15 protein-coding genes and 7 pseudogenes are annotated in these 22997 nt (G+C 69.0%); 13 read left to right on the forward strand and 9 right to left on the reverse strand.

Going from position 1 to position 22997, the window contains the following annotated elements:
* Nucleotides 1-22: 22 nt before the first annotated feature.
* From ACFW48_RS18455 to ACFW48_RS18465, 3 genes and pseudogenes are all read left to right on the forward strand, one after another.
* A pseudogene (locus ACFW48_RS18455) lies at nucleotides 23-916 on the forward strand (IS3 family transposase); the annotation flags it as partial.
* A gap of 10 nt (nucleotides 917-926) precedes the next feature.
* Complete coding sequence (locus tag ACFW48_RS18460) at nucleotides 927-1286, forward strand: hypothetical protein (RefSeq protein ID WP_386316318.1); 360 nt, start codon at nucleotides 927-929, stop codon at nucleotides 1284-1286.
* A gap of 113 nt (nucleotides 1287-1399) precedes the next feature.
* Nucleotides 1400-2207: pseudogene (locus ACFW48_RS18465) on the forward strand (transposase family protein).
* A 650-nt stretch (nucleotides 2208-2857) separates the two neighbouring features.
* Here the strand turns inward: ACFW48_RS18465 and ACFW48_RS18470 are convergent.
* The 7 genes and pseudogenes from ACFW48_RS18470 to ACFW48_RS18500 all read right to left on the reverse strand — a co-directional run.
* Nucleotides 2858-4021 (reverse strand): histidine decarboxylase, encoded by a 1164-nt coding sequence (locus ACFW48_RS18470; protein ID WP_386315863.1) that lies wholly within the window; start codon nucleotides 4019-4021, stop codon nucleotides 2858-2860.
* 82 nt (nucleotides 4022-4103) lie between these two features.
* Nucleotides 4104-5321 carry an amidohydrolase family protein gene (locus ACFW48_RS18475; RefSeq protein ID WP_386315865.1) on the reverse strand — a complete coding sequence of 406 codons (1218 nt, stop codon included), beginning with the start codon at nucleotides 5319-5321 and terminating at the stop codon, nucleotides 4104-4106.
* 177 nt (nucleotides 5322-5498) lie between these two features.
* Nucleotides 5499-6275 carry a triose-phosphate isomerase gene (locus ACFW48_RS18480; RefSeq protein ID WP_386315867.1) on the reverse strand — a complete coding sequence of 259 codons (777 nt, stop codon included), beginning with the start codon at nucleotides 6273-6275 and terminating at the stop codon, nucleotides 5499-5501.
* 46 nt (nucleotides 6276-6321) lie between these two features.
* Nucleotides 6322-6930: a 6-phospho-3-hexuloisomerase gene (hxlB, locus tag ACFW48_RS18485; RefSeq protein WP_386315869.1), complete on the reverse strand. Its 609-nt coding sequence runs from the start codon at nucleotides 6928-6930 to the stop codon at nucleotides 6322-6324.
* 64 nt (nucleotides 6931-6994) lie between these two features.
* Nucleotides 6995-7288 (reverse strand): hypothetical protein, encoded by a 294-nt coding sequence (locus tag ACFW48_RS18490; protein WP_386316319.1) that lies wholly within the window; start codon nucleotides 7286-7288, stop codon nucleotides 6995-6997.
* Between the two features lie 128 nt (nucleotides 7289-7416).
* Nucleotides 7417-7677 (reverse strand): annotated as a pseudogene (locus ACFW48_RS18495) (nitroreductase family protein); the annotation flags it as partial.
* Between the two features lie 495 nt (nucleotides 7678-8172).
* Nucleotides 8173-8772 (reverse strand): annotated as a pseudogene (locus tag ACFW48_RS18500) (IS6 family transposase); the annotation flags it as partial.
* Between ACFW48_RS18500 and ACFW48_RS18505 the strand changes: the two are divergent.
* From ACFW48_RS18505 to ACFW48_RS18515, 3 genes and pseudogenes are all read left to right on the forward strand, one after another.
* Nucleotides 8770-8961, forward strand: a pseudogene (locus ACFW48_RS18505) (transposase); the annotation flags it as partial. The pseudogenes ACFW48_RS18500 and ACFW48_RS18505 overlap by 3 nt on opposite strands.
* A gap of 79 nt (nucleotides 8962-9040) precedes the next feature.
* Entirely contained in the window at nucleotides 9041-9178 is a 138-nt protein-coding gene (locus ACFW48_RS18510; RefSeq protein ID WP_386315871.1) for a hypothetical protein, read from the forward strand.
* 208 nt (nucleotides 9179-9386) lie between these two features.
* Nucleotides 9387-10222 (forward strand): IS5 family transposase gene (locus ACFW48_RS18515; protein ID WP_386316307.1). Its coding sequence is split into 2 segments (ribosomal slippage): nucleotides 9387-9690 and nucleotides 9690-10222, totalling 837 coding nucleotides; the frame shifts between segments, so codons are not numbered across the junction.
* On the opposite strand, the gene ACFW48_RS18520 is transcribed toward ACFW48_RS18515, so the two are convergent.
* Nucleotides 10223-10552 (reverse strand): barstar family protein, encoded by a 330-nt coding sequence (locus ACFW48_RS18520; protein ID WP_386315872.1) that lies wholly within the window; start codon nucleotides 10550-10552, stop codon nucleotides 10223-10225.
* Nucleotides 10553-10645: 93 nt separating this feature from the next.
* Here ACFW48_RS18520 and ACFW48_RS18525 point away from each other — a divergent pair.
* The 3 genes and pseudogenes from ACFW48_RS18525 (at nucleotide 10646) to ACFW48_RS18535 (ending at nucleotide 15208) form a co-directional block, all read left to right on the forward strand.
* Nucleotides 10646-11279 (forward strand): annotated as a pseudogene (locus ACFW48_RS18525) (transposase family protein).
* A gap of 416 nt (nucleotides 11280-11695) precedes the next feature.
* Nucleotides 11696-12564 (forward strand): annotated as a pseudogene (locus ACFW48_RS18530) (IS5 family transposase).
* A 1048-nt stretch (nucleotides 12565-13612) separates the two neighbouring features.
* On the forward strand, nucleotides 13613-15208 hold the full coding sequence (locus tag ACFW48_RS18535; RefSeq protein ID WP_386315874.1) for a CocE/NonD family hydrolase: 1596 nt from the start codon (nucleotides 13613-13615) through the stop codon (nucleotides 15206-15208).
* Between the two features lie 331 nt (nucleotides 15209-15539).
* Here ACFW48_RS18535 and ACFW48_RS18540 read toward each other — a convergent pair whose 3' ends face one another.
* Nucleotides 15540-15845, reverse strand: coding sequence for a hypothetical protein (locus ACFW48_RS18540; RefSeq protein WP_386315875.1), 306 nt, complete (start codon nucleotides 15843-15845; stop codon nucleotides 15540-15542).
* 185 nt (nucleotides 15846-16030) lie between these two features.
* Between ACFW48_RS18540 and ACFW48_RS18545 the strand changes: the two genes are divergently transcribed.
* The 4 genes from ACFW48_RS18545 (at nucleotide 16031) to ACFW48_RS18560 (ending at nucleotide 22992) form a co-directional block, all read left to right on the forward strand.
* Nucleotides 16031-17455 (forward strand): wax ester/triacylglycerol synthase domain-containing protein, encoded by a 1425-nt coding sequence (locus ACFW48_RS18545; protein ID WP_386315877.1) that lies wholly within the window; start codon nucleotides 16031-16033, stop codon nucleotides 17453-17455.
* 230 nt (nucleotides 17456-17685) lie between these two features.
* Nucleotides 17686-18216: a response regulator transcription factor gene (locus ACFW48_RS18550; protein WP_386315879.1), complete on the forward strand. Its 531-nt coding sequence runs from the start codon at nucleotides 17686-17688 to the stop codon at nucleotides 18214-18216.
* A complete protein-coding gene (locus ACFW48_RS18555; protein WP_386315881.1) occupies nucleotides 18213-19829 on the forward strand; it encodes a PfaD family polyunsaturated fatty acid/polyketide biosynthesis protein in 1617 nt (538 codons plus the stop codon). The genes ACFW48_RS18550 and ACFW48_RS18555 overlap by 4 nt, the downstream gene beginning before the upstream one ends.
* 274 nt (nucleotides 19830-20103) lie before the next feature.
* The gene (locus ACFW48_RS18560) at nucleotides 20104-22992 is read left to right on the forward strand and encodes a beta-ketoacyl synthase N-terminal-like domain-containing protein (RefSeq protein ID WP_386315883.1); all 2889 of its coding nucleotides are present in this window, start codon (nucleotides 20104-20106) and stop codon (nucleotides 22990-22992) included.
* Nucleotides 22993-22997: the final 5 nt, after the last annotated feature.

A 22997-nucleotide genomic window follows, 5' to 3' on the forward strand; every position in this document is an offset into this window, starting at 1 on the left:
CAGTCCAGGGAGGGATGTCCACGTGGGACGCAAGTCTCCGTATCCGGAGGAGTTCGGGAAGGACGCGGTCGCGCTCCACCGTGCCGCGGCCGGGAAGCGGACGTACGCGGCGGTGGCCGCGAATCTCGGCACCACCGCGGAGTCGCTGCGGACGAGGGCGCGCAAGGACGAGAGAACCAGGCCGTGCCCGGACGTCGTGACACGGGCGGCGAGGTGGATGAGCCGGCCCTGCTGCGGGCGGAGAACGCCCGGCTGCTGAAGGCTGAGAAAGAGTGGCACCTCGAGCGCGAGATCCTGCGCCGGGCGGCCGCGTATTTCGCTCGGGAGGTGAAGTGAGCCCTCGCCGCTGGGACTTCATCTCGGACAACCGCGCCGACTTCGGCGGCAAGCGGATCTGCCGGGTGCTCGGTGTGTCCCGCGCCGGTTGCTACCGCCGTCTGGCCACCGGGCAGGCCCGCGCCGAGCGACGGGCCGAGGAGAAGTGGGCCGTGAGCGAGATCCGTGCCATTCACGCCCCGCACGATGGCGTTTACGGTGCCCCGCGCGTCCATGCCGAGCTGCGTGCGAGGGGACGGCGGATCAACCGCAAGCGCGTGACCCGGCTGGTGCGGGTCAACCACATCGTCGGCCGGCATCTGCGAAGAAGAAGCGGACGACGATCGCGGACAGGACCGCGCCGCCCGTGCCGGACCTGGTGATGCGCGCCTTCGCCGCGGACGCCCTGAACACCGGGTGGTGCGGCGGCATCACCTACGTCGCCGTCGGCACGACCTGGCTCTACCTCGCCACGGTGACCGACATCTGCTCGCGACGCGTGCTGGGCTGGCCGATCGGCGACCATATGCGGACCTCGCTGGTCACCGACGCGACCGGGATGGCCGTGACCGCCCGCGGAGGCCAGGTGAACGGCGTCGTTTCCCGGCGACATGCTCTCCGATGTCTTCGTTCCCATGTTCGAAGACACCGACAACCCGATTGAGGACTACCTCGTCGGGCTGGGACTGCTCGAGGGCGTAGCGGACGACGTCGATGTCCTCATCCCCGGACACGGATCCGTCGCCAGGGACGAGGAGGTACGCGCAAGGATCAAACTGGATCGAGCGTACGTGGAGGACCTACGTGACGCCCGGGTTTCCAGCGACCCACGGGTCGTATCGCCCAAGCCCGGCTGGGAGTGGGCAAGCGACATTCACGAAGGGCAGGCCCGAAGCCTCGCCCGAGGAAGCGAGCGCGAGGGGACGCCCGACTGGAGATCCGCTTCCGCCACAGGACGACCCTGCCAGTGAACCGTTGCCAAGGTGGCGTCGCTGACCGCGAGTTGGATAGTCCTGCGCATTGAAGAAGCTCCTGGCAGACGGGTTTCTCGACCAAGATCACCTGTGTTCGCCAGGAGCCTTGCGTGCTTGTCTGTCCGTCCTCGACAGATCTGTCCAGCCGTACCTTGCGGTTCCCGACCGGGCAACTGGCGGCCAGGCGGCAGGAGACCGGGACGCGATGGCGGCGTCCTCCCGCTTCACGTCAGGCCCTGCTCGGCCTGGCTCATCTGCGGTGCGGTGACACCTACGCCCAGCTCGCCGCCGGGTTCGGCATCGGGATCGCGACGCCTTCCGATACGTACAGGAAGCCGTGGAGATCCTGTCCACCCTCGCCCCGTCCTTGGCTGAGGCGATGAGGGCGATACGAGCGAAGGCGTTCGTCATCCTCGACGGCACCCTGCTCCCCATCGACCGCATCGCCGCCGACACTCCGTACCACTCGGGAAAACACAAACGCCACGGAACGAACGTCCAGGTCCTCACCGATCCGTTCGGGCGGCTGCTGTGGGCCTCGCCCGCACTGCCCGGATCCACACACGACCTCACCGCAGCGCGACGACACGGGATCACCGAAGCCCTTGCTGATGCGGGACTCAATGCTGGGCCGATAAGGCGTATCAAGGCGCTGGCGCCCTTGTCCGGGTGCCGTTTCGGGGCCGCCGCCTCAAACGGTGGAAGCGCCGGCACAACACCACTCACGCCAAGACCCACTGTGTCGGTGAGCTGGCGACGGCCACCCTGAAGATCTGACGCCTCCTGCGGAAACTCCGCTGCAGCACCAACCACATCACCAACGTCGTAAAAGCCGCCCTGGTCCTTCACCACACCTCATCGTCAGGTTGGAAAACGCTCCCTGACGCACCAAACTCACGACCACGGCCTTCGCGCTGATCCACTCTGTGACGGAGCACAGGATCAAACGAAGGCCGCCTATACGTCCGCCGAACTGCGAAAACGCTGATCAAGTTCGAGCCGCGTTCGACGCCGGACGTTAAAAGACAAGCTCAGAGGGCGAAGCGCACAGCCCCCCGTCTTGCGCCCGTGGCCCATGCGTCGGTGGCCAAGAGGAGGTTGTCACCAGCCGATCTCGTTGCGGTCGAAGGGGGCGGGGCCCATCTCTGGTGGGAGAATCCGGCCGTCCGCCGGTCACCCCTCAAGCGTTCTCCTACCCGGCCTCCGCTCCTGCCCCCGCCGTGCGCAGCGCCACCCGACCTTGACGCTACTGCCCGCGTCGCCGACTCGAATGGCTGGCAAGGTGACTACATCCGTTGCGCAAGGAAGCAGTTGGGGCAAACAGGAAAGACGGCGAAAAGACCACCCAACGTGTTCGACGGCATGTCAACGCAGATGACCTCGCAATAAGCCCCAGGGGGTAGAGAAATGGACATGTCAGAGCGAAGGGCGGCCGGTTCGCCCAGGCCGGTTCCTGCTCGGCCGCTCCGGAGCCGACGGCGGGATGGAAGATCGCCGTCACGGGTACCGCCGCCGCTCTGAAACAGCGGCCCGCTCACAGGCCCCGGGCCGGTCGCGGCCTCGAACACTCACTGGGTCGCCTCCAGATCGCGGCAGAGCGCATCGATGTGCTTGCGTTCGACATGAGGCATCGTGTTCAGATGGGCGCGGCCGCCGTCGTGCAGCAGGGCCCAGCGGTCACACAGGTTTTGGCTAGGCGCGTCGAACAGCACCGTGTTGGAGCCTGGAACATATGAGGGATTCCGGCCACATGCCTGCAATCGCTCGGCAGCGTACTCGGCTGTCCGCACACAGTGCTTGACCCTGTCCGCCAGCCCCCGACGTCCCAGACGTCGCAGCTCCCGCCACAGCAGAGCTGATGCCAAGGCATCACGCGAGCCACTGATCGTGTCGTCGTCCGCGCCCACGGCCACACCGGGCTCCCTGATACCTGCCACGAGGTCCGCGCGGGCCAGGACGATCCCGCTGGGCACTGGAGAGCCGATCATCTTGTGTCCACTGATGGCGATGCTGTCGGCGCCGGCGGTGAACCCCCACGCACGGGGCAGTGGTCCCAGGGCGGCGATGGGCCCGCCGAAAGCGGCGTCTGCGTGCAGGTGGAACCGGTCGACCCCGGCCTGGCGCAGCGCTGCTCCCAGGCTGATGAGATCGTCGACGGCGCCCTGACCCGTGGTGCCGATCGTGGCGACGACCACTGCCGCCCTTCCGGGGTTCTCACGGCAGCGGGCCTGAAGACTGTCCGGATCCATGGCCGCGTCGGGCAGGACGTCCACTTCCGCGTAGTCCATCCGCAGCAGGCGGGCGATCTTCGGTACGGAGTAGTGAGCTTGGGTGGATGCGTACAGAACCGCATCCGGGTAGCGTTCTCTGCCCACGTATACCCCGAAAATATTGCTTTCCGTGCCTCCGTTGGAGACATATCCGAACGCCGTTCCTGGAACGGCACCCGCGAGGTCCGCGAAGAACGAGACGACGGCTCGTTCCAGAGGCTTGGTATTGAGGTGGTACTGACTCTCGTCATGAGGACTTCCCACGTTGTTCGCATGCAGGCCCAGAAATCCGGCCAGACTGCGGTGGTCAAAGTCGAGGTTGACCGGGAATCCCAGCGCAGACTCACGTGCTTGCAGGCCCTCGGCCATGAACTGGTCGAGAAGCTGCTGGTCGGAGCGCACCCCTTCCTGAGTGCGGCCCTCCTCGCCGATTTGCAGGTCATGGTCGGACGGAAAGAGCATCGGTTTCTCCCTGTCGTCTGCCCGCACGTCACCCTGACCGACAGCCGCTGCGTCTGCGCGACTGACTCTGGTGGCGGCGCGGCTAGCATGTAAGGTGCACGATTCGCCCCTGCTGCATCACGAACCGGACCAGCCCCATGGAGTCGATATCGGTGAAGGGGTCGCCGTCGACTGCCACTAGGTCTGCGATGAAGCCGGGCGTAATGCTGCCCAGTTCGCTCTGGTGCAGCAGCTCCGCAGCAGTTACGGTCGCTGACCTCAACGCCCGCAGCGGCGTCAGCCCGTTCGTGACCAACGCCGGAAACTCGCGCCAGTTGTCGGCGTGCGGAAACATGCCCGCGTCGGTACCGAACGCGATCCGCACCTCGGAGCGGGCCTGCCGACGCATCCCGGCTCGGATCTCCTCGGCGTCGACGTGATCCGCCTGCCCGCAGTGACCGAGGCGGGAGGAGCCTGTCTCCATTCGGTTCGCAGCTTCGAGCTGGCAGTAGTGCGTGGGTACGAGAAAGGTGCCGCTACGCGTCATCGACTCCAGCGTCCGCTCAGTGGCCAGCGAGCCGTGCTCCACACTCCGTACGCCGGAACGCACCGCCCGCGCAACTGCCTCGTCGGGGATGGCGTGGACGGCACAGGGCAGCCGCACATCCCGTGCGGCACCCACCAACGCGTCCACCTCCTCCTGAGAGTAGGCGACGGAGCCGGGGGCGTCGGCGGGCGAGGAGAACCCTCCGCTCCCCGCATACTTGATCCAGTCGGCTCCGAACCGGGCCTGTTCCCGCACCTGACGCCGGATCTCCTCCACTCCGTCAGCCACTGTCCCGATCTGTGCACCGTAGCGTTCGGCGAGGCGTGGGGCTTTGTCAGCGTGGCCGCCACGGGAAGAGATCATGTTCGGGGCTGCGAGAATCCTCGGCCCACGCACCAGGCCGTTCGCCACGGCTCGCCTCAGCGCGATGTTGAGTGGCTGATGGGCGCTTCCCAGGTCCCGGACGGTGGTGAACCCGTTGGTCAGCAGCGCCTTCATGGCCGGGACGGCGGTCAGCAGCTGGTACAACGCGGAGTCCTCGTCCGCTCCCTCATCCGGCAGATGGACATGGCAGTCGATGAGGCCGGGCAGCAGCGTGCAGCCCGGCAGGTCGACAGAGACAGGAGATGCGCCCGCGATCGACGTGCCACGGCCGATGCTGCGGATACGCTCACCTTTCACCAGAACGTGCACATTCTCGACCGACCGTGGTGCTCGCCCGTCCCACACGCGGGCCGGTCGGAGTAAGAAGCCGTCAACGCCCTGATCGTCCATCACTCCGCCTTCTGGCCGGTTACAGTGGAAAGTGGTGTCCGTTTCCGCCGCTCGTTCCGTGTGCAGGTCCCCAGTCAGCTCCGGCCGGGGGCGCTGGCCGGGCCACCGGCCGTTCGCCGCCCAGAGGCCCCTCCTCCAGCCGGCGAACGCCTTCAGCCTCGTAAGACCGGGTCCGTGTCAGCGGGCCTGGTGCTGGGCTCGGTTCTCGGCGTCGTCCAGTAGTTCGGCGATGGTCTCCGCAAGCATTCCGGCGTCCTGCGCGACCCGCCCCAGAGCGACACCGTCCCAGTGGCCGGCTTGTCGCAGGCGCGTGTAGGTGCCGGGCAGGACCGAACCTCCGTAGAGGAAGCGCACGTTGCGGCCTGCGGTGGCCGCCTGCAGGGCACGCACGACGTGGCCGGCGTGTTCGGGGTCGGCGCCCTCACTGCTGCCGATGGCCCAGACAGGTTCGTACAGCACGAGCGCCGGACGGTCGGGCCGGATACCGTCCAGTGCGGCGGTCGCCTGTGCGACAGCGTGTTCGGCAGCCGCGATGCGGCCCTGCTGTGCGGTTTCACCGACGCAGACCAGGGGCGTGATCCCGACGGCGGAGGCGGCCGCGGTCTTTCGGGTGACGAGGCCGTCGTCCTCCCCGAAGGTGTGACGGCGTTCGGCGTGGCCGACCATGACATGGGTGCAGCCGATCTCGGCCAGGAGCTCGGGGCTGACGGCGCCCGTCACTGCCCCGCCTTCGGGCCAGACGTCCTGCGCGCCCACGTTCACGCCGCTTCCCGCCAGGCGATCGCGGGCGGGGATCAGGAGGGGGTGGGGCAGGCAGGCGAAGAAGGAAAGGGCGGCGAGGGCGGTTGCGTGCGGCATGATCACGTTGTCCAGCCAGCGGAGCGTGTCGGCCAGGCCGAGGTTCATTTTGGTGCTGGTGCAGCTGATGACGGCCGGTGTTCCGGTTTCCGGCACGGCCGGGTCCTCCCTTCGAGGAGCGGGCGGCGAACGCGTACACGCCTCATTCCAGATTGTTGTGGCGTCCGTACATCTCGTCCGGATCGATGTCGCGCTTGCGCTGGACGGCCAATACCAAGCAGTCGAAAAGGACCAGCGCCCCCTGTTCGAACAGCGTGCCGACAAACTGCGCAGAGCCCTCCTGCTCATAGTCTTGGCTGTACTCGGCCAGATGGACGACGAGGTCCGCGAGATGCGCCAGCGGCGAGTCGACGTTGGCCGTGACGGCGACCACCCGCGCTCCCGCCTCCTGGGCGGTCGTGGCGCGTTGGACGACGGTCGGTGTCTGCCCGGAGCCACTGCACGCGACGACCAGATCCCCGGAGGTGACCGCGGGGCAGGTCACCTCGGTGGCGACGTGAACGGGTAGTCCCAGGTGCATCAGCCGCATGGCGAATGCGTCCACCGCGAGTTTGGAGCGGCCGACGCCCAGAACGACGACGCGCCGGGCGCCGTACAGGGCGTCGATGAACTGCTGGGCCTGTTCCTCCTCGGCGCGTGTGAGCAGGGCGTCGATCTCGCGCAGCACCGTGCGCCGGGCGGCGGCGAGAGGACCGTCTACGCCCACGGTGAAGGGTGACGGCGGGGCGGGTGGCTTGTCCGGATCCGCCATGAGCAGTGACCTTTCTGCTGTGCAGTTGCCTGCGCGCGGCAACTGGCGATCGGGGTGAGCCCCATTACCAGGTGTCGTGGTGGAGCACGTCATCGATCGGATGGCGAGGGGCCGGGCGGAAACTGTCCCCGGTGGGGTGCGCGACGGCCAGCAAGGCGGCTTGAGCGACCCCGTCGGGCAGCCGCAGGATGCGAGCGGCCGCGTCGGCGTGCGTCAAGTGCAGGGACGTGACGGCTCCCGCCAGTCCCTGAGCGCGCAGAGCGAGGAGAGTGCTCCAGACAGCCGGCCGGATGGAGCCGTAGTACACGGAGTGTGCGGGGTGATCGACCGGCTGTTGGTAGCCCAGCCTCTCGAACATATCCCGGTACTTCTCCGGACCGACGGCCAGGCAGGGTACGAGCAGGACCGGCACTTCATGCAAAATTCGCGCGAGATGGACGGACGCCTCATAAACGCCGGCCGAAGCATCCCGCCTTCCACGCGCTCACGCATCGACGCCAGGTACGGCCGAGCAGCGTCGCGGTACACGTTTGCGAGTGCGCTTCGCGTGTCCGGATCGGTGATCACGGTCCAGTGCCAGGGCTGATCGTTCGAACCGTTGGGTGCTTGCAGTGCCGCCGTCAGCGTGGTGCGTACCGTCTCGAGGTCGACGGGCTGTGAGGTGTCCAGACGACGACGCACCGACCGCGTCGTGGTCAACAATCTGAGACATGCCTCACGGTCTGGCGCCGCCAGCTCACAGGGCATGGTCTCCTTCGGCCACCGGGAGCCGGGGCCCGATCGACCGGACGACTGGAGGGGCGGCGTCACGAGGCGGCCGACCAATCGCAGACCGTACCGAGACCGGCCTCACTCGGCGTTGCTACAGCCGGTGGCCACTGCGCGGGCGCGGGTTTCATTCGGGTGACTTGCATGAAAGCAGGCTCCATCGTTGATTGCGTCAGAAACGTCTCAACGCGGGGGTGACACAGGATCCCCGGTACCGATATTCGGCCACCCGCCCGAGGACTCGTCGGAAGACGCGAGAGAACAACAGTGAACAGGAATATATTGTTCGGCTCACATCCAAGGTCAACCTAGCGCCGCGTATTTGAGCCATGACTAGTCCCTGCATCGCATGTCTCACGCCAACGGCCTTCTGTACCAGCTTTCACGGCCATCAGTCGGCGTTGCCACGTTGTTGGGTGCGTGAGTGTCTGATGGTGCGTCGGGGCATGGTGGGCCCGCGGCCCGGGCCTGTGTTCAGGCCGTGGTGGGCTGGCCGGCGCCGGTGACCTGCTCCCAGATGGCGAAGCGGAGGGTCATCTCGGCGCGGTAGCCGGAGGCTGTCATCAGGTGGCGGTGGGGCCGGAAGCGCGGTGAGATGCCGCTGAACGCGGACAGGAACCGCTGCGCCCCACCGGCTGAGCGGAAGCCCTTCATTGCGCGTTCCCGCTGCCGGGTGGGTTGGTGGCTGTTCTCCGCCCGGTTGTTGAGGTACTTCGACTGCCGGTGCTCGACGGAGGGCATGACCTCGCGGTGGGCCGCTCGGTAGGAGCGGAGCTTGTCGGTGACGATCACCCGGGGCACTGTGCGCGTCTTCTTGAGCAGCTTACGGAAGAAGCGGCGGGCAGCAGCCTTGTCCCGCCGGTTCTGTGTGAGGATGTCGAGCACGTTGCCGTCGGCGTCGACGGCCCGCCACAGGTCCTTCTGCTCTCCGCCGATCTTGATGAAGACCTCGTCCAGGTGCCATTTGTCGCCGGGTCGGGGCCGCCGTCGGCGCAGGCCGTTCGCGTGGCCCTGCCCGAGCTTCGCGCACCAGCCGCGGATCGTCTCGTGGGAGACGATGACGCCGCGCTCGAGATCAAACGCCGCACCGACGTCGTCCAGGTCTTCCCCAACCCGGCCACCGTCCTCCGTCTCGGGACGGCGGTCCTCGCCGAACTCCACGACGAATGGATCGCCTTTCCCCGCCGCTACCTCTCCAACGAGAGCAGGAACGTCCTCTACACCGACACCCCGACCGTCCTGCCCGCGGCATCAGACGACTGATCGCCTACACCACCAGAAGGGACGTGACCTGGGTCATCGAAGGCGACATCAAGGCTTGCTTTCGACAACGTCGACCAACATGTCCTCCGAAGCCGAAACGCTCAAGACGGAGATCGGTGAACTGCTGGTCCGCAAGCCGAAGATGACTCTCTCGGTCGAGAAGACCCACATAACCCACGTCGACGACGGCTTGGTCTCCCTGGGCCTCCACATCTAGCGAAGGACCTTCAGCGACGGCCGTCGCGTCGTGCTCACCATCCCGTCCAGCCCGCCTTGGCGTCGGTGACGCACAAGATCGATGAGCTTCTTCGAGGTGGCCACCGATCAGGTGACGGGTCCGCGAGCCGCAACGAGCTAGAGCGTGTCTCTTTGGAGGGCTGGTCAGTTGATCGGATGTGTCCATCCGGTTAGTGATCACTGATGCGATGTGGGGCCGGATCGAGCCGCTGATGCCGGCCGATCCGGTCCGCGGTCGGCGATGGGCCGACCACCGCCGCACCCTTGAAGCCATTGCGTGGAAGTACCGTACCTGTTCGCCCTGGCGGGACCTGCCGGATGAGCTCGGCTCCTTCCAAACGGCCCACAAACGTCTCATCAGGTGGGCCGCCGACGGCACCTGGGCACGGATCCTGGCCGCAGTCCTGGCCACCGCCGACGCGGATGACGACGTGGAGTGGACGGTCTCGGTGGACTCCACCATCTGCCGGGCCCATCAGCACGCGGCTGGGGCCGTGAAAAGGGGGCTGCGCGACGGTCAGAACCCGAGGATCACGCACTCGGACGTTCTCGTGGCGGCCTGAGTACGAAGGTACATCTGGCCAGTGATAACCGGGCACGGCCGTTGGCCCTCTACGTCACCGCTGGTCAGGCGGGTGATGCTCCGGCATTCGAGGCCGTCATGGCGAGGATCCGCGTCCCGCGACGCGGACTCGGCAGGCCGCGGACTCGACCGGAGACCGTCCTCGCGGACCGCGCCTATTCTTCCCGCGCGATCCGCGGCCATCTCCGACGGCGGGGCATCCGCGCCGTCATTCCGCAGCCTGCTGACCAGATCGGACACCGCCTGCGCAGAGGGAGAGCCGGAGGCCGGCCACCAGGCTTCGATGCGGAGGCGTACAAGCAGCGCAACACCGTCGAACGGTGCATCAGCCGCTTGAAGCAATGGCGTGGTCTGGCGATGCGCACAGACAAGCTTGCCCTGACCTATGAGGCTGCTTTGCACTTGGCGGCCATCCTGATCTGGTCCCGCTCGACGCGGTGATCAGAGCAGCTCGTGCACGACCAGACGCGACTGCCTCCCTGAAAAGGCGCTTCGCAGGGCTCGAGCCTCGCGGTTCCGGGCCGCGAAGACTCCTCGTTCGTCCACGTGCACGACCAGGACGTCGTAGCTGTCGATGAGCTCGGAGATGCCCCGCGTCTGGATGGTGTCCCGCCAGGCTTCCGTGTTCCGACCGAACCAGTCCGGCAGTCCGCAAGGCTCAGCCACAGCGTCCCAGAAGTCATCGAGCGTCTCGATTGACCTACCCCGCAGGTCAACCACCAGCTCCGACTCAATCCTCTTGGCCATCACGACAGAGTAGTCGGCCCTCATCCCAGGCGTCCGATCCTCAAAGAGACAGGGCCTAGGCCCCCGGGCTGTTGACCGACCTGTCTGACGTCTCAATCACGCTGCTCGGGCGCCTCGTTGGTCGTCTGTCCTGCCGTGCTTGACCTGCCTCATGCGCTCGTGGAGTGGGTCACCATGCTCATCGTCACCCGTGAGGGCGACCGGCGATGGAAGCTCCGCCCGTCCCAGCGCGCGATGGTGGCACTGGTGTACCTGCGCCAACACGTCACCCTCGCGAAGATCGCTGCCGGGTTGGGGATCAGCGAGTCCACCGCCCACGCCTACACCAGCGCGGTCGTCCTCCTGCTCGCCGAACGAGCACCGGGTCTGCTGAAGGTCCTGCGCGAACACGACCCGGACTTCGTCCTGCTGGACGGCGCCGAGTGCGACCGGATCGGTGACGGACGGGCCGACTACTCCCACAAGCACCGCCGGCATGGCGTGAACGCGCAGGTCGTCACCGATCCGGACGGCCGACTGCTGTGGCTCTCACCTGTGCTGCCGGGCCGGGCTCACGACCTGACCGCCGCCCGCACCCACCGCATCATCCGCATCTGCGATCGCCAACCGGGGCCCTGGCCGCCGCACGGGCACCGGCCGAGCGCGGCGTCGCCCGGCTGAATTCCTGGCGGATCTTCCGCAGGTCCCGATGCAGCCCCAACCGCATGTCGTCATCGCCAAAGCCGTCCTCACGCTGGAGCGGCAACGCTGAAGAAGCTCATCGGTGATTCTGCGGCAACTTCAAACCAGACGGACTTCCAGCTGCAGAAGCGAGCAAGACGGATGACCGAACATCCGCCGTGGAGAGCGTCATTCACCGCCTATGGATGAAGGCCCTTGAAGCAGGTCAGGGACGAGAGCCACATATAGGCCTTGACCTGCGTAAACGCCCTCTGAAGGGTCGTTTTAGTCCTTTTAGTTCTCTTACCTCCAGATTTGAGTGGCGCGAGGCCGTGGTGTTGGTGCGCCTATGGAGGCAGCTGTGTCTCGACGGTCGGATGGGGTGACGGCTGGGACGGGTCGATACTTGCGCCTGTCTCATCCCAGGACGCCGCATTTCCGTGGACGCGCTTCCAAGGGCGAAGACGCACGCCTGGGCGCATTACGTCCGGGCGGTACGTCCAGGACATGAGTGAGCGACGTCAGTATCCGAGTGATCTATCCGAGGCCCGCTGGGAGTTGATCGAGCCCGTTCTGTCTGCCTGGCGGGCCGAGCGACGGCGGCACGCCCCGGACATCGGCCGCCCGCCCAAGCACGAGTTGCGCGAGGTCATGAACGCGATCCTGTACGTGGACCGGACCGGTGTGCAGTAGCGCTACCTGACCCACGACTTCCCGCCCTGGGAGGCGGTCTACGGCTATTTCGCGAAGTGGCAGAAGGAAGGCGTGTTCGCCCAGCTCGACGGCCTGCTCAGGGAGTTGGTGCGGCAGAAGGAGGGGCGGAACGCGAGCCCGTGGGCCCGCGTGATCGACGCCCAGAGCGTCAAGACCTCCACCAGTGTCCCCACCATGAGTCAGGGCACGGATGCGGGAAAGAAGATCGTAGGCGGGAAACGGAGCATCGTGACCGACACGATCGACCTCCTAGTCGCGGTGTTGGTCACCGCGGCCAGTGTCCAGGGGGCTCTGTGGCCGGCACCCACCTGCTCAACCAGGTCGCCGACCACCCCGGTATCCGCAAGGTCTGGACCGACGGCTGCCACCGCAAGCACTTCGTCAAACACGCCGCCACCCTCGGCATCGACATGGAAATCGTCGCCCGCACTCCCGGGACGAGGGGTTTCACACCCATCCCGAAACGCTGGGCGGTCGAGCGCACCTACGGCTGGCTGATGCTCCACCGCCGTCTGGCCCGCGACTGCGAAACGCTCCCGGCCCGCTCAGAAGCCATGATTCACCTGGCCATGACCGACCTCATGGCCCGCCGCCTCACCAGAGAGAACACCATCTCCTGGCGCGACTCCGCAAAGTCACACCAACCAAAGATTTCGGGATGAAACAACGGGAGAAAACGACCTCTCAGGGCCCATCGTTTGGATTATTTGGTAGTTGGCCAAGGCTGCTGACTGGAGACTCGATGCGGTGCCGATTGTGGCGTGCGCGTCGGCGGAGGACTTCCGCACGTGGTCGTCGGAGCCGGCGCTGCGGGCTGTGCCGTGGCGGACGGACTGGCGCGCGACACCGGCGCGCGGGTCCCGCTGTTGCATGCGGGGCGCCGCGACGTGAGCTGGCGGATACGGGTCCCGGGACGGTGGGTGCCGTAGTTGTCCACGATCATGTGGGATTGCGGGTGCGCGGGCACTCGCCCACGAGATGGCCCGCCCCCGGACAGCCCTCTTCTGGCGCTCCTCCGCCACCGTCTGGCCGTCGCGGTGCTCCCGGCGGCTCCCGGCGCCCGACGTAGAACTCGTCTTCACCCCGGCACATTGCTGAAGGTGAGGTCTTGGGCGGCGCCGAACCGGGCTCCTGTGTCCACTGTCACCGCGTGTCGGCCTGTTCTGTCCCTCCGCCGGTCCGGGCCGGTTGTTGTCCGGATGGCAGGCGGTCAAAGCCGAGGCCAGGTATCGGAGGGGCTGTGCGCCAGTCCTCCCGCGGCAAGCTGGGACCTCACAGTCCCGGGCGGCTGCGCTACCAGGTGAGAGGCCGGGCCCGACCGCCCTTGGCATAGCAGCTGCGAGTCACCGTGTCGCGGTCTCCCGTACGCCCATGCCCGAACACGGCGCCGCGGTGGCCGTGCAACAGGTGGCCGGACTGCTGCCAGCCGACCGCGCGAACGACGGTCCGGAAAGGCGCGGAACGGCTTCTACCGGAGGACCGCCGCTCCCCCCTGCACGAGAAAAACGAGGCCCGAAATGTTTGGAGCATTTCTCCTGCCTCGCCGCTACTGGTGCACAACCTTTTCGCGTCACCCCATGACGACGTTCTAAACGCTGCCCCGTACCTGGAAGAAGGTACTCATTGTGAGGCGTCCTTCCTCGGTCCTACCGTCGTTGACGTCGGCAGCCGCACGGCTGCCGCGTTCCGATCCTCGCACCTGGGAATCGTATGAATAGCCGTCAACGCGTGACCGCGGGCCGGCAGGCCGACCTCATTCTCGCATCGCTTCTCGGCACCGCCGGACCGCGTCAGGAACGTCGCTGTGTGACCTGCCCGGACGGGACCCGCCTGGATGTCACCCTCTACCGCAGCCGGTCGGGGAACGGTCCGTATCCGGTCGGCTCGCAGCCGGTGGTCGTTCTGCCCGCGAGCTGGGCGGCGACCCAGTCGAGCTTCGCAGCCATGCTGACGTGGCTGGCGGACTCGGGATACCTGGCGGTCGGTTACACGCCGCGCGGTTTCGGCGGTTCCGGCGGCCTGGTGGACGCCGGTTCCCCGCAGGACGTGGCGGACTTCCGGACGGTCCTCGACTGGACGCTCGCCAACTTCCCCTCCGCCGACCGGCGCAGGATCGCGGCCCTCGGGGTGTCCTACGGCGCGGCCATCAGTCTGCTGTCCGCCGCCGCGGACGACCGCGTCACCACGGTCGTCGCCCTGGACGGCTGGGCGGATCTCTACGCCGCGCTGGCCGACGACGACACCCCCCGGTTGAACGCCGCGGTACTGCTCAGCTCGGGCCTGTTGCGCGGCCGGGCGGAGCACTCCTTCGTCGCCGCCATGGCTCGCTTCTACACCGGGCTCCAGCTTGCCGAGCTGAAACACTGGGCAGCCCGGCGGTCCGTTGCCTCGTGTGTGGAACAGCTCAACGCCCGGTCCGTGTCCGTACTGCTCTCCGCAGGCTGGAACGACACCGTGCTTCGTCCGGACCCGACCATCGACCTGCACGCCGCGCTCACCACCAGGTCGGTTCTGCTCCTGCATCCCGACGACCACCCGATCGTGCCGGTGGCCCAGCTGGCGAGCCACGCGGGGCGCGAGGTGTGGCAGTACGCCCGGCGCTGGCTCGACCACGAAATGCGCCGCCTGCCAACCGTCGTGGACCGCAGCGGGGCAGTGGTCGTCCTTGGAAGCACCGCTCCGCACAGCGTGGAGAACGTCGTCCCGCCGACCGCGAACCCCGGTGTGCCGTACGGCCTCGGCCCGCCCCGCATCCTCGGGCCCGGTCTGCTCGCGGGCCGCGGCGGCGCCTGGAGCAACCGCCTGCTGGGAGCGATCCCCTCGGGCGCGACCGATCGAATCGTGCTGCTGACGTCGCTTGTCGAGCGGGCCACTGGGCTCGCTCCCGGCATCTGGTTCCCCATGGTTCCCGGAAGCGTGGCCGCGAGCTGGCTGACGGCGCCCGGGACATCCACCGGCCACCTGCGCGGATTTCCCCGACTGCGGCTGGCGGTCACCTGCCCGGCACGACGAGTGACGCTGACGGCCCACCTGTACGACGTCGGCCCTTCCGGCTTCGGGCAGCTCATCAGCCAGGGCGCGGCGACCCTGACGACGGGGGGTCGGTGCCCGGTACCCGTCGACCTGCGGTTGCGTGCCACCTTCCGGGACATCCCCACGGGACATCGGATCGGGCTCCTGGTCGGTACCAGCGACCCCACCTGTGCGATACGCACCCGCTTCCTGAGCAGGGTCACCCTGCATTCCCACGACGACTCCCCGGCCACGCTGTCGCTTCCGTTCGTGCAACCGACGACAGCCGCCTGAGCGCGGCCGAAGGGCCTGCCGTGTTCTTTCGTGGAAGAAGCCTGATGTTCTGGCTCCTGTTCACCATCTCGCTTTATCTCATCTTCACAGCGCCCACCGACTTCGCGTCTTTTCTCCAAGACGCGACTGCCGCGCTGCTGCGCTTCATGCGGTCTTTCGCTTCCTTTTTCCGTGAATTGCGGTCCTGACGCTCCCGTTGTCCGCTTCCTGCCGTGCAGTTGTCAGGACCCACCTCAGATCGCCGTTCCTGAATCGAAGGATTTCCTGTGACAACGCGCCATGTGTTCACCGTGCTGGCGGCAACCTCCGCCGGTCTGTTGGCTGCCTGCGGTTACCCGGGCCAGCCCTCGCCCCCGGCGTCGCCGGCCGTCCCCGCCCCCGCCCCGCTGTCCGTCCCCGCCCCCGCCCCGCTGTCCGTGACCGTGACCGGCCCCGGTGTCGCCGGTGCCGCGCCCACGGCCACGCCGGCCGTCGCTTCCACGGCGCCGCTCCCGGCGGCCTCGGAGCCGGCTGCGTCCGTCGGCACGGTGGGGCGCACGCCCGCCGGCGCACCGGGGTCACCTGCCAAGCCCTCGGTCACGGCATCCGCCGGGTCGGCACCGGACAGCGCCGGTGGCTTCCAGGGGTCGGCCGGCACCGAGGCTCCGCTCGTCCCGTGCGCGCCACGGCAGCCCGGTGCCGCGTCCCCGGCTACCGACACGCCCGTGTGCGCGGTTGTCGTCCCCTGCGGGACAGTGACATCCGGAAGCCAGGGCCCCGGCGCTCCCCGCCTGGGACCGTCCGGTCCGGCCGACCTGCCGTCACCGGACCGGGGAGAGTGACGTGGGACCACGGCTGCCGGGCGGCTCCCGCGCCCTGACCACGTCCGAGGCTGTCCTGTGGCGGACGGAGAGCACCGAGGCGAGGCTGCCCGTGCTGGCGTTGCTCACCCTCGACGCCGCCCCGGAATGGGATCGGCTGCGCTCGGCGGTCGGCCACGCGGTGGAGGCGCATCCCCGATTGCGTACCCGTCTAGCTGAACCGCCCTTCGGTGTCGGCCGCCCCCGCTGGGAACCGGTGCCCGTGCTCGACCTGCGCCATCACCTACGGCGGGTGCGGCACCCGGACGGTGCGAACGGCGCGCTGGATGTGGCCCAGACGATGGCGACGACACCGTTCGACACCGCGCACCCTTTGTGGGAAGCGGTGCTCGTGGACGGACCGGCGGCCACCGGCGCCAGCCTGGTCTTCAAGGTGCATCACGCGCTCGCCGACGGCCGGTCCGTCCAGGCCATGCTCAGCGCCCTGTGTGAGGACACCTCCGCGGCGCCGAGGAAGCCGGGCCCCCTGCGAGTGGTGCCGCCCGCGGACGCACGGTCGGATCCTCCCGGTCGGCCGGGCATCCCGCCCTTGACCGGCCTGACCGGCTTGCCCGGCCTGCCCGGTGCGGCGGCCGACGAACTGCGGCGCCTGACGGGCACGGCGGTGCACCGACTGCTGACGCCTCTCGGCACGCTGTCGCGCCTGGCGATGCGGCCCCGGGCCACCGGGCGCAGTTGCGTCTCCGCCCTGACGCTTCCGGCCCCCCACTCGCCGGCCCTGCGGGAGCGGTCCCACCAGCGGGCGCTGCATGTTCTCGATGTGCCGCGCCAGACACTGCGCGCTGCGGGCAGGCTGGTCGGTGGTACCACGCACGACGCCTTCCTCGCCAGTGTCCTGGGCGGCCTGCGCCTCTACCACGAGGAGCTCGGTCTCACCTGCCGCCACCTGCCGATGGCGATCGCGGTGGCCCTGCCTCCCAGGCCAGGCGCGGTCGAGGCCGGGAACCGGTTCACGGGCCTGCGGCTGGCGGGGCTGTCCGGGGAAGCGAATCCGCTGCGTCGCCTGGAGGGCGTCCACACGATGGTGCGGGCCGCACGCGCCGATCCACTGATCGATCCGGACGGGCTCGGACCACTGTCCTGCCTGTTGGCAGCGGCGCCCGGTCCCGCCGTGCGAGCTCTCGCCCGACACCTGACGGCCAGTGACGTCCACTGCACCTACGTGGCAGGGCCACAGCAGCGGTTGGAGGTGGCCGGTGTGGGCGTGGCCGGAATCCATCCCTTCGCACCTGTTGTGAACTGCGGTTTCTCCGTGGCCATGTGTTCGTACGACTACCTGTGCGCTATTGGCGTGAACATCGATTCCGGCGCCGTAAAACGCCCTGAACTGCTGCACTCTGCTCTAAAGGGCGGATTTCGGGAGATCGAAAACCTTGTCGACAAGTGAGTCACCCACGGAAGAGCCTCCCGAACCCTTCGCGCGTGCCGGTGCACTGCCCCTGTCCCCTCCCGGCGCTCACTGTCGAAACCTTCCCAGGAAGATGTGACCCCGCTGTGTCCCACCCCCCCGATCTGTCTCGTCCCCCCTGCCGCCCGGCTCAAGGCAGCCCGGAGCCGTCCCCAGTCCCCTCACCGTCAGAACAGGGGCACCTGATACTGCTCAGCGCGCTGGAGCTGATGGAGTCCATCACTCGAGCACACGCCCGTGCGCTGAGCCTGCTCCGGGAAGCGGCGATGCTCCTGCCGCACGCCGGCCGGGCAGCCGACCGGAAGCCCGGCCCGCCCGCGCCCCGCAGCCCGTTCCGCGACCGGAGCGACCAGCCCCTCCGGGAAGTACCGCAGGCTGAGGACACCGGCCTCGATCTCTCCCGGCTCAGTCCCCAAGAGCAGCGGGTGCTGCTCCTGATGAGCCGCGGGATGACCAACCGGAGCATCGCCCGCGCGCTCGCGCTGTCCGAACAGACCATCAAGAACTATCTCTCCACGGCATTCCGCAAGCTCGGTGTCCACAGCCGCACCGAAGCCGCGATCCGCGTCCTGGCGACTCAGAGCTCGGCCTCCGCGCCATCCGGCACGGACGGCCCGGAGCCGGGCCCGGTCGTCCCGGCCGCTCCCTCCGCGCCCCACGGCCCACAGGAGCGACCGGAGCCGGGCGCCGAACCGAAGACCGATGAAGCCGTGGGCCAGGACCGACCGGAGGACACGTGACTTCCCGACCCGCCCACCTGCTCGCCACTGCGTCGGACGGCCGAGCCGCGGTCCCGGACCACCCGGACTTCAGCACCGCGGGCGCCGAGCACGCCGCCCGGACCCCCAGGTCCGCGGTCCACATCGTCCGCCGGCTGAGCGACGGCGCCCACGGCGTTCTGCTGCGCGACGCGTGTCCCGTGCCCTCGGGCACCGGCTGGAGCCTGACGGGCACCCTGCCGCCGTCCGGCCCCGAACGGCTGGGCGACGTGGCTTTCCGTACCGCCCACCGGCTGCGCTTTCCCTATGTCGTCGGCGAGATGGCCAACGGCATTGCCACCACGGCCATGGTCATCGCGGCGGCTCGGACCGGCATGCTCGGGATCTTCGGAGCTGCCGGACTGTCTCCGCAAGAGGTCGAGCGGTCGATCCTGTGCCTGCGGCGCGAGTTGGGCGACGCACCGGGCTGGGGCGTCAACCTCATCCACTCGCCCGCGGAACGCGGAGTGGAGGAGGCGGTGGCCGACCTGATCCTCGCCCATCGGGTACCCACCGCGTCGGTCTCCGCCTTCATGGAGCTCACCCCCGCCGTCGTCCGTCTGGCGCTCCGCGGCATCCGCGAACTGCCGAACGGCTCCGTCCACCGGCCGGTGCGGGTCATGGCGAAGGTCTCCCGCCCCGAAACCGCCCGCGCCTTCATGTCGCCGGCACCGCCGGACCTGGTGCGGGCACTCGTGGCAGCGGGCCGCCTCAGCGCGGCGGAGGCGGCCCTCGCGGCACGCGTTCCGGTCGCCGAGGACATCACCGCAGAGGCGGACAGCGGCGGGCACACGGACAACCGGCCGCTTCCGGCACTGCTGTCACGCCTCTTCTCGCTGCGCGAGCAGTCCGCGGGCCGGTACGCGCCGGTGCGGATCGGCGCGGCCGGTGGGCTGGGCACACCCCAGGCGGTCGCCGGCGCGTTCGCGTCCGGAGCCGCGTACGTGGTCACCGGGTCGGTCAACCAGACGGCGGTGGAGGCCGGGGTCAGCGAGGCGGCCCGCGCACTGCTCGCCACGGCGGACCTGGCCGACACGGTGATGGCCCCGGCCGCCGACATGTTCGAACTCGGCGTACAGGTACAGGTGCTCGCCAGGGGCACCATGTTCCCCCGGCGGGCACGCTTCCTCCACCAGCTCTACCAGCGGTACGCGTCCCTCGACGAGCTTCCTGAGACCACGCGCGCACGCCTGGAACGCGAGGTGCTGCGTTCCTCCGTCGAGGAGGTATGGAGGGAGACGGAGACGTTCTGGCGGCGCCGCGATCCGAGCGAACTCGAACGGGCCGCCGCCGACCCCCGGCACCGGATGGCACTGCTCTTCCGCTGGTACCTGGGGCAGTCGAGCCGCTGGGCCATTGAGGGGACAGCCGACCGTCGACTGGACTACCAGCTCTGGTGCGGCCCCTCCATGGGCGCGTTCAACCACTGGGCCGCCGGCAGCTTCCTGGCCGACCCGGCGGAGCGCTCGGTCGCCGAGATCGGGCTGAACCTGCTGGAAGGCGCCACGGTGGTCACCCGGGCGCAGCAGCTGCGGGCGGTGGGCGTGCCGGTGCCCCCGTCGGCCTTCTCCTTCACGCCACGACGTCTCGGTTGAGAAACCGCCCGCCCGCTCCCACCCGCACCGCACCGGCTGCCGCCGGGTGACCGACCACGCGGCTGCCGGGAGGCCCGGGACATCGCGGAGCCAACCGGTGGCTCCGCCGCGGCGACCGGCTCACGGCGGCCTCGCGGAGCGGCCCGGACACCCGCGACCCGCCCACCTCGCGCCTCCCGCCCTCCGCTCCTCTGCCGTAGGCGGGCGCTCCGGGCCGCATCGCCCCCGGCGCTGTCCCCACCGAACCGTCCACCCGTCCTCCAGGAGGACCATCATGGCCCTGACCCCTCCCGCCCTCACGCCGCCCCGCCCGCCCGGCCCCCTGGACATCGCCGTTGTGGGAGTCGGTGCCCTGCTGCCGGGCGCGCACGGCACGGACGGCTTCTGGCGCAACCTGGTAAGCGGTCGCGACCTGATGCGCGACGTGCCATCGACCCACTGGCTCATCGACGACTACTACGACCCGGACCCTTCCGTACCGGACCGCACCTACGTCAGGCGCGGAGCATTCCTCGACCCTGTCGACTTCGACCCTCTGGCGTTCGGCGTACCGCCCAACGCCCTGCCCGCGACGGACACGACGCAACTGCTCTCCCTCGTGGCGGCCGAGCAAGCGCTGCTCGATGCCACCGGTGGGGAACTGGCCCGGATGGACCGCCGACGGGTGGGGGTCATCATCGGCACCTCCGCACTGGAACTGCTCTTCGAGATGGCCTGCCGGATCCAGCGCCCCGTATGGCTGAAGGCGCTCCGGGACGGCGGGATCGGGAAGGAGGAGGCCGGGCGGCTGTGCGACCGGATCGCGGGACAGTACGTTCCGTGGCAGGAGGCGACCTTCCCCGGCCTGCTCAGCAACGTGGTGGCCGGCCGCATCGCCAACCGCTTCGATCTCAAGGGCCCCAACTGCACCGTGGACGCGGCGTGCGCCGGCTCGCTGGCCGCCCTGTCGATGGCGGTGTCCGAACTCCAGCTGGGCCGGTGCGACACCGTACTGACCGGCGGTGCCGACACGTGCAACGGCATCCCGATGTACATGTGTTTCAGCAAAACACCGGCGCTGTCGCCGACCCAGGACTGCCGCCCCTACTCCGACGCGGCCGACGGCACCATGCTCGGCGAGGGCATCGTGATGTTCGCGCTGCGCCGGCTGGCGGACGCCGAGCGCGACGGGAACCAGGTGTACGCGGTGCTGAAGGGGCTGGGCGCCTCGTCGGACGGGGGCGGGGGCGCCATCTACGCTCCGGTGCCCGACGGCCAGGAGCTGGCCCTGCGCCGTGCCTATGAACAAGCCGGCTACGGTCCCTCCACCGTCGAACTCGTGGAGGGACACGGGACGGGAACCAAGGCGGGTGACACGGCCGAGCTGACCGCCCTTCTCAACGTGTTCGCCGACGACCGCAGCGATGCCGCCGAGCCATGGTGCGCGATCGGCTCGGTCAAGTCCCAGATCGGGCACACGAAATCGGCGGCGGGTGCGGCCGGACTGCTCAAAGCCGTGCTGGCACTGCACCACCGGGCGCTGCCACCGACCATCAAGATCGGAAGTCCTCACCCGGCCGTCCGGACGGCCAAGAGCCCGCTGTACGTCAACACCGAGGCGCGACCCTGGGTCCGCAACCCCGACCACCCCCGGCGGGCCGCCGTCTCCAGCTTCGGGTTCGGCGGCAGCAACTTCCACGTCACCGCGGAGGAGTACAGGCCTCCCGCCGGGCGCCCGGCACCACCGCTGGTGCGGCACGTGCAGAACGAACTGCTCATGCTGTCCGCGGACTCGCCCGCCGAACTGGCCGCCGCCGTGCTGCGACTGGCGGAATCCGACGAGGACCTGGCGGATCTTGCCCGCCGCACACAGACCGACTTCGACCCCTCCCTCGACTACCGCCTCGCGGTCATGGCGGGCGGTGCGGCCGATGCGGAGAAGCGGCTGCGGGCGGCGGCGCAGCGGATCACCGAGGACCCGCAGCGTCCCGTGACGCAGCCGTGCCGCACCCACTACCGCGGCCCGGAGGCGGTACGGGGCCGCCTCGCCCACCTCTTCTCCGGGCAGGGCAGCCAGTACGTCGGCATGGGAGCGGGCCTCGCCCTGCACGTGCCCTGGGCGCTGCAGGTGTGGGACCGCGCCGCGGACTGGGGTTCGGAGTGGGGCCTGGCGCCGCACCGCCTGGTCTTCCCGCCTCCCGCCTTCGACGACGAGGGCCGTCGGCAGCGGACGCGTGCCCTGGCCGCGACCCAGAACGCGCAGCCCGCGCTCGCCGTGCAGAGCCTGGCCCAACTCGCCGTACTGGACCGGCTGGGCATCCTGCCGGACTGCACCGCGGGCCACAGCTTCGGCGAACTGACGGCCCTGCACGCGGCCGGCGTCTACGACGGCCAAACCCTGTTCCGGCTGGCCACCCGGCGCGGTGAGTTGATGGCGAGGGCCACGGCCGAGACCCCCGGCGCCATGATCGCGGTCACCTGCCCCGAGGAGCGGCTCGCCCGCGTACTGGGCTCGACACCGCCGGACGGGCTCTGGCTGGCCGCCCACAACGCGCCCGACCAGGTGGTGCTGGCCGGCACCACGCAGGCGGTGCAGCGGGCCGAGGAGACGCTCGCCGCCGACTCGGTGGCGACGACCCGGCTGGAGACCGCGGCGGCCTTCCACAGCCCTGCTGTCGCTGCCGCGGCCGAACCCTTCACGGCGTATCTGGACGACATCACCCTGCGACCGCCCGGATGCGACGTGTGGTCGAACGTCACGGCCGGCCGCTACCCCGCTGAACCGGCCGCCATCAGGGAGGTACTGGGTGCCCAGATGTCGTCACCCGTGCGCTTCGCCGCACAGGTCGAGGCTATGTACGCCGATGGTGTCCGAATCTTCCTGGAACTGGGAGCGGGCAGCGCCCTGAGCGGTCTGGTCTCCCGGGTGCTGGGCGACCGCCCCCACTTGGCCGTCGCCGCGGACCGGCGGGGGACCGACGGGCTCACCACCCTCTACGACACTGTCGGCGCCCTCGCCGTGCACACCGCGCGGTCCATCGACTTCACGGCGCTGTGGAAGGACCACAGGCCCGCCCGCGAACGGAGGAAACCCCGGATGCGCGTGCCCATCGGCGGCAACAACGCCGGTCGGCCCTACCCGCCCGTGCCGGCCCGACAGTCGGCCCGAACCGAAGAGAAGTGAGAACG

The sequence above is a fragment of the Streptomyces sp. NPDC058812 genome, from assembly GCF_042744565.1.
GTDB lineage: Bacteria > Actinomycetota > Actinomycetes > Streptomycetales > Streptomycetaceae > Streptomyces > Streptomyces thinghirensis.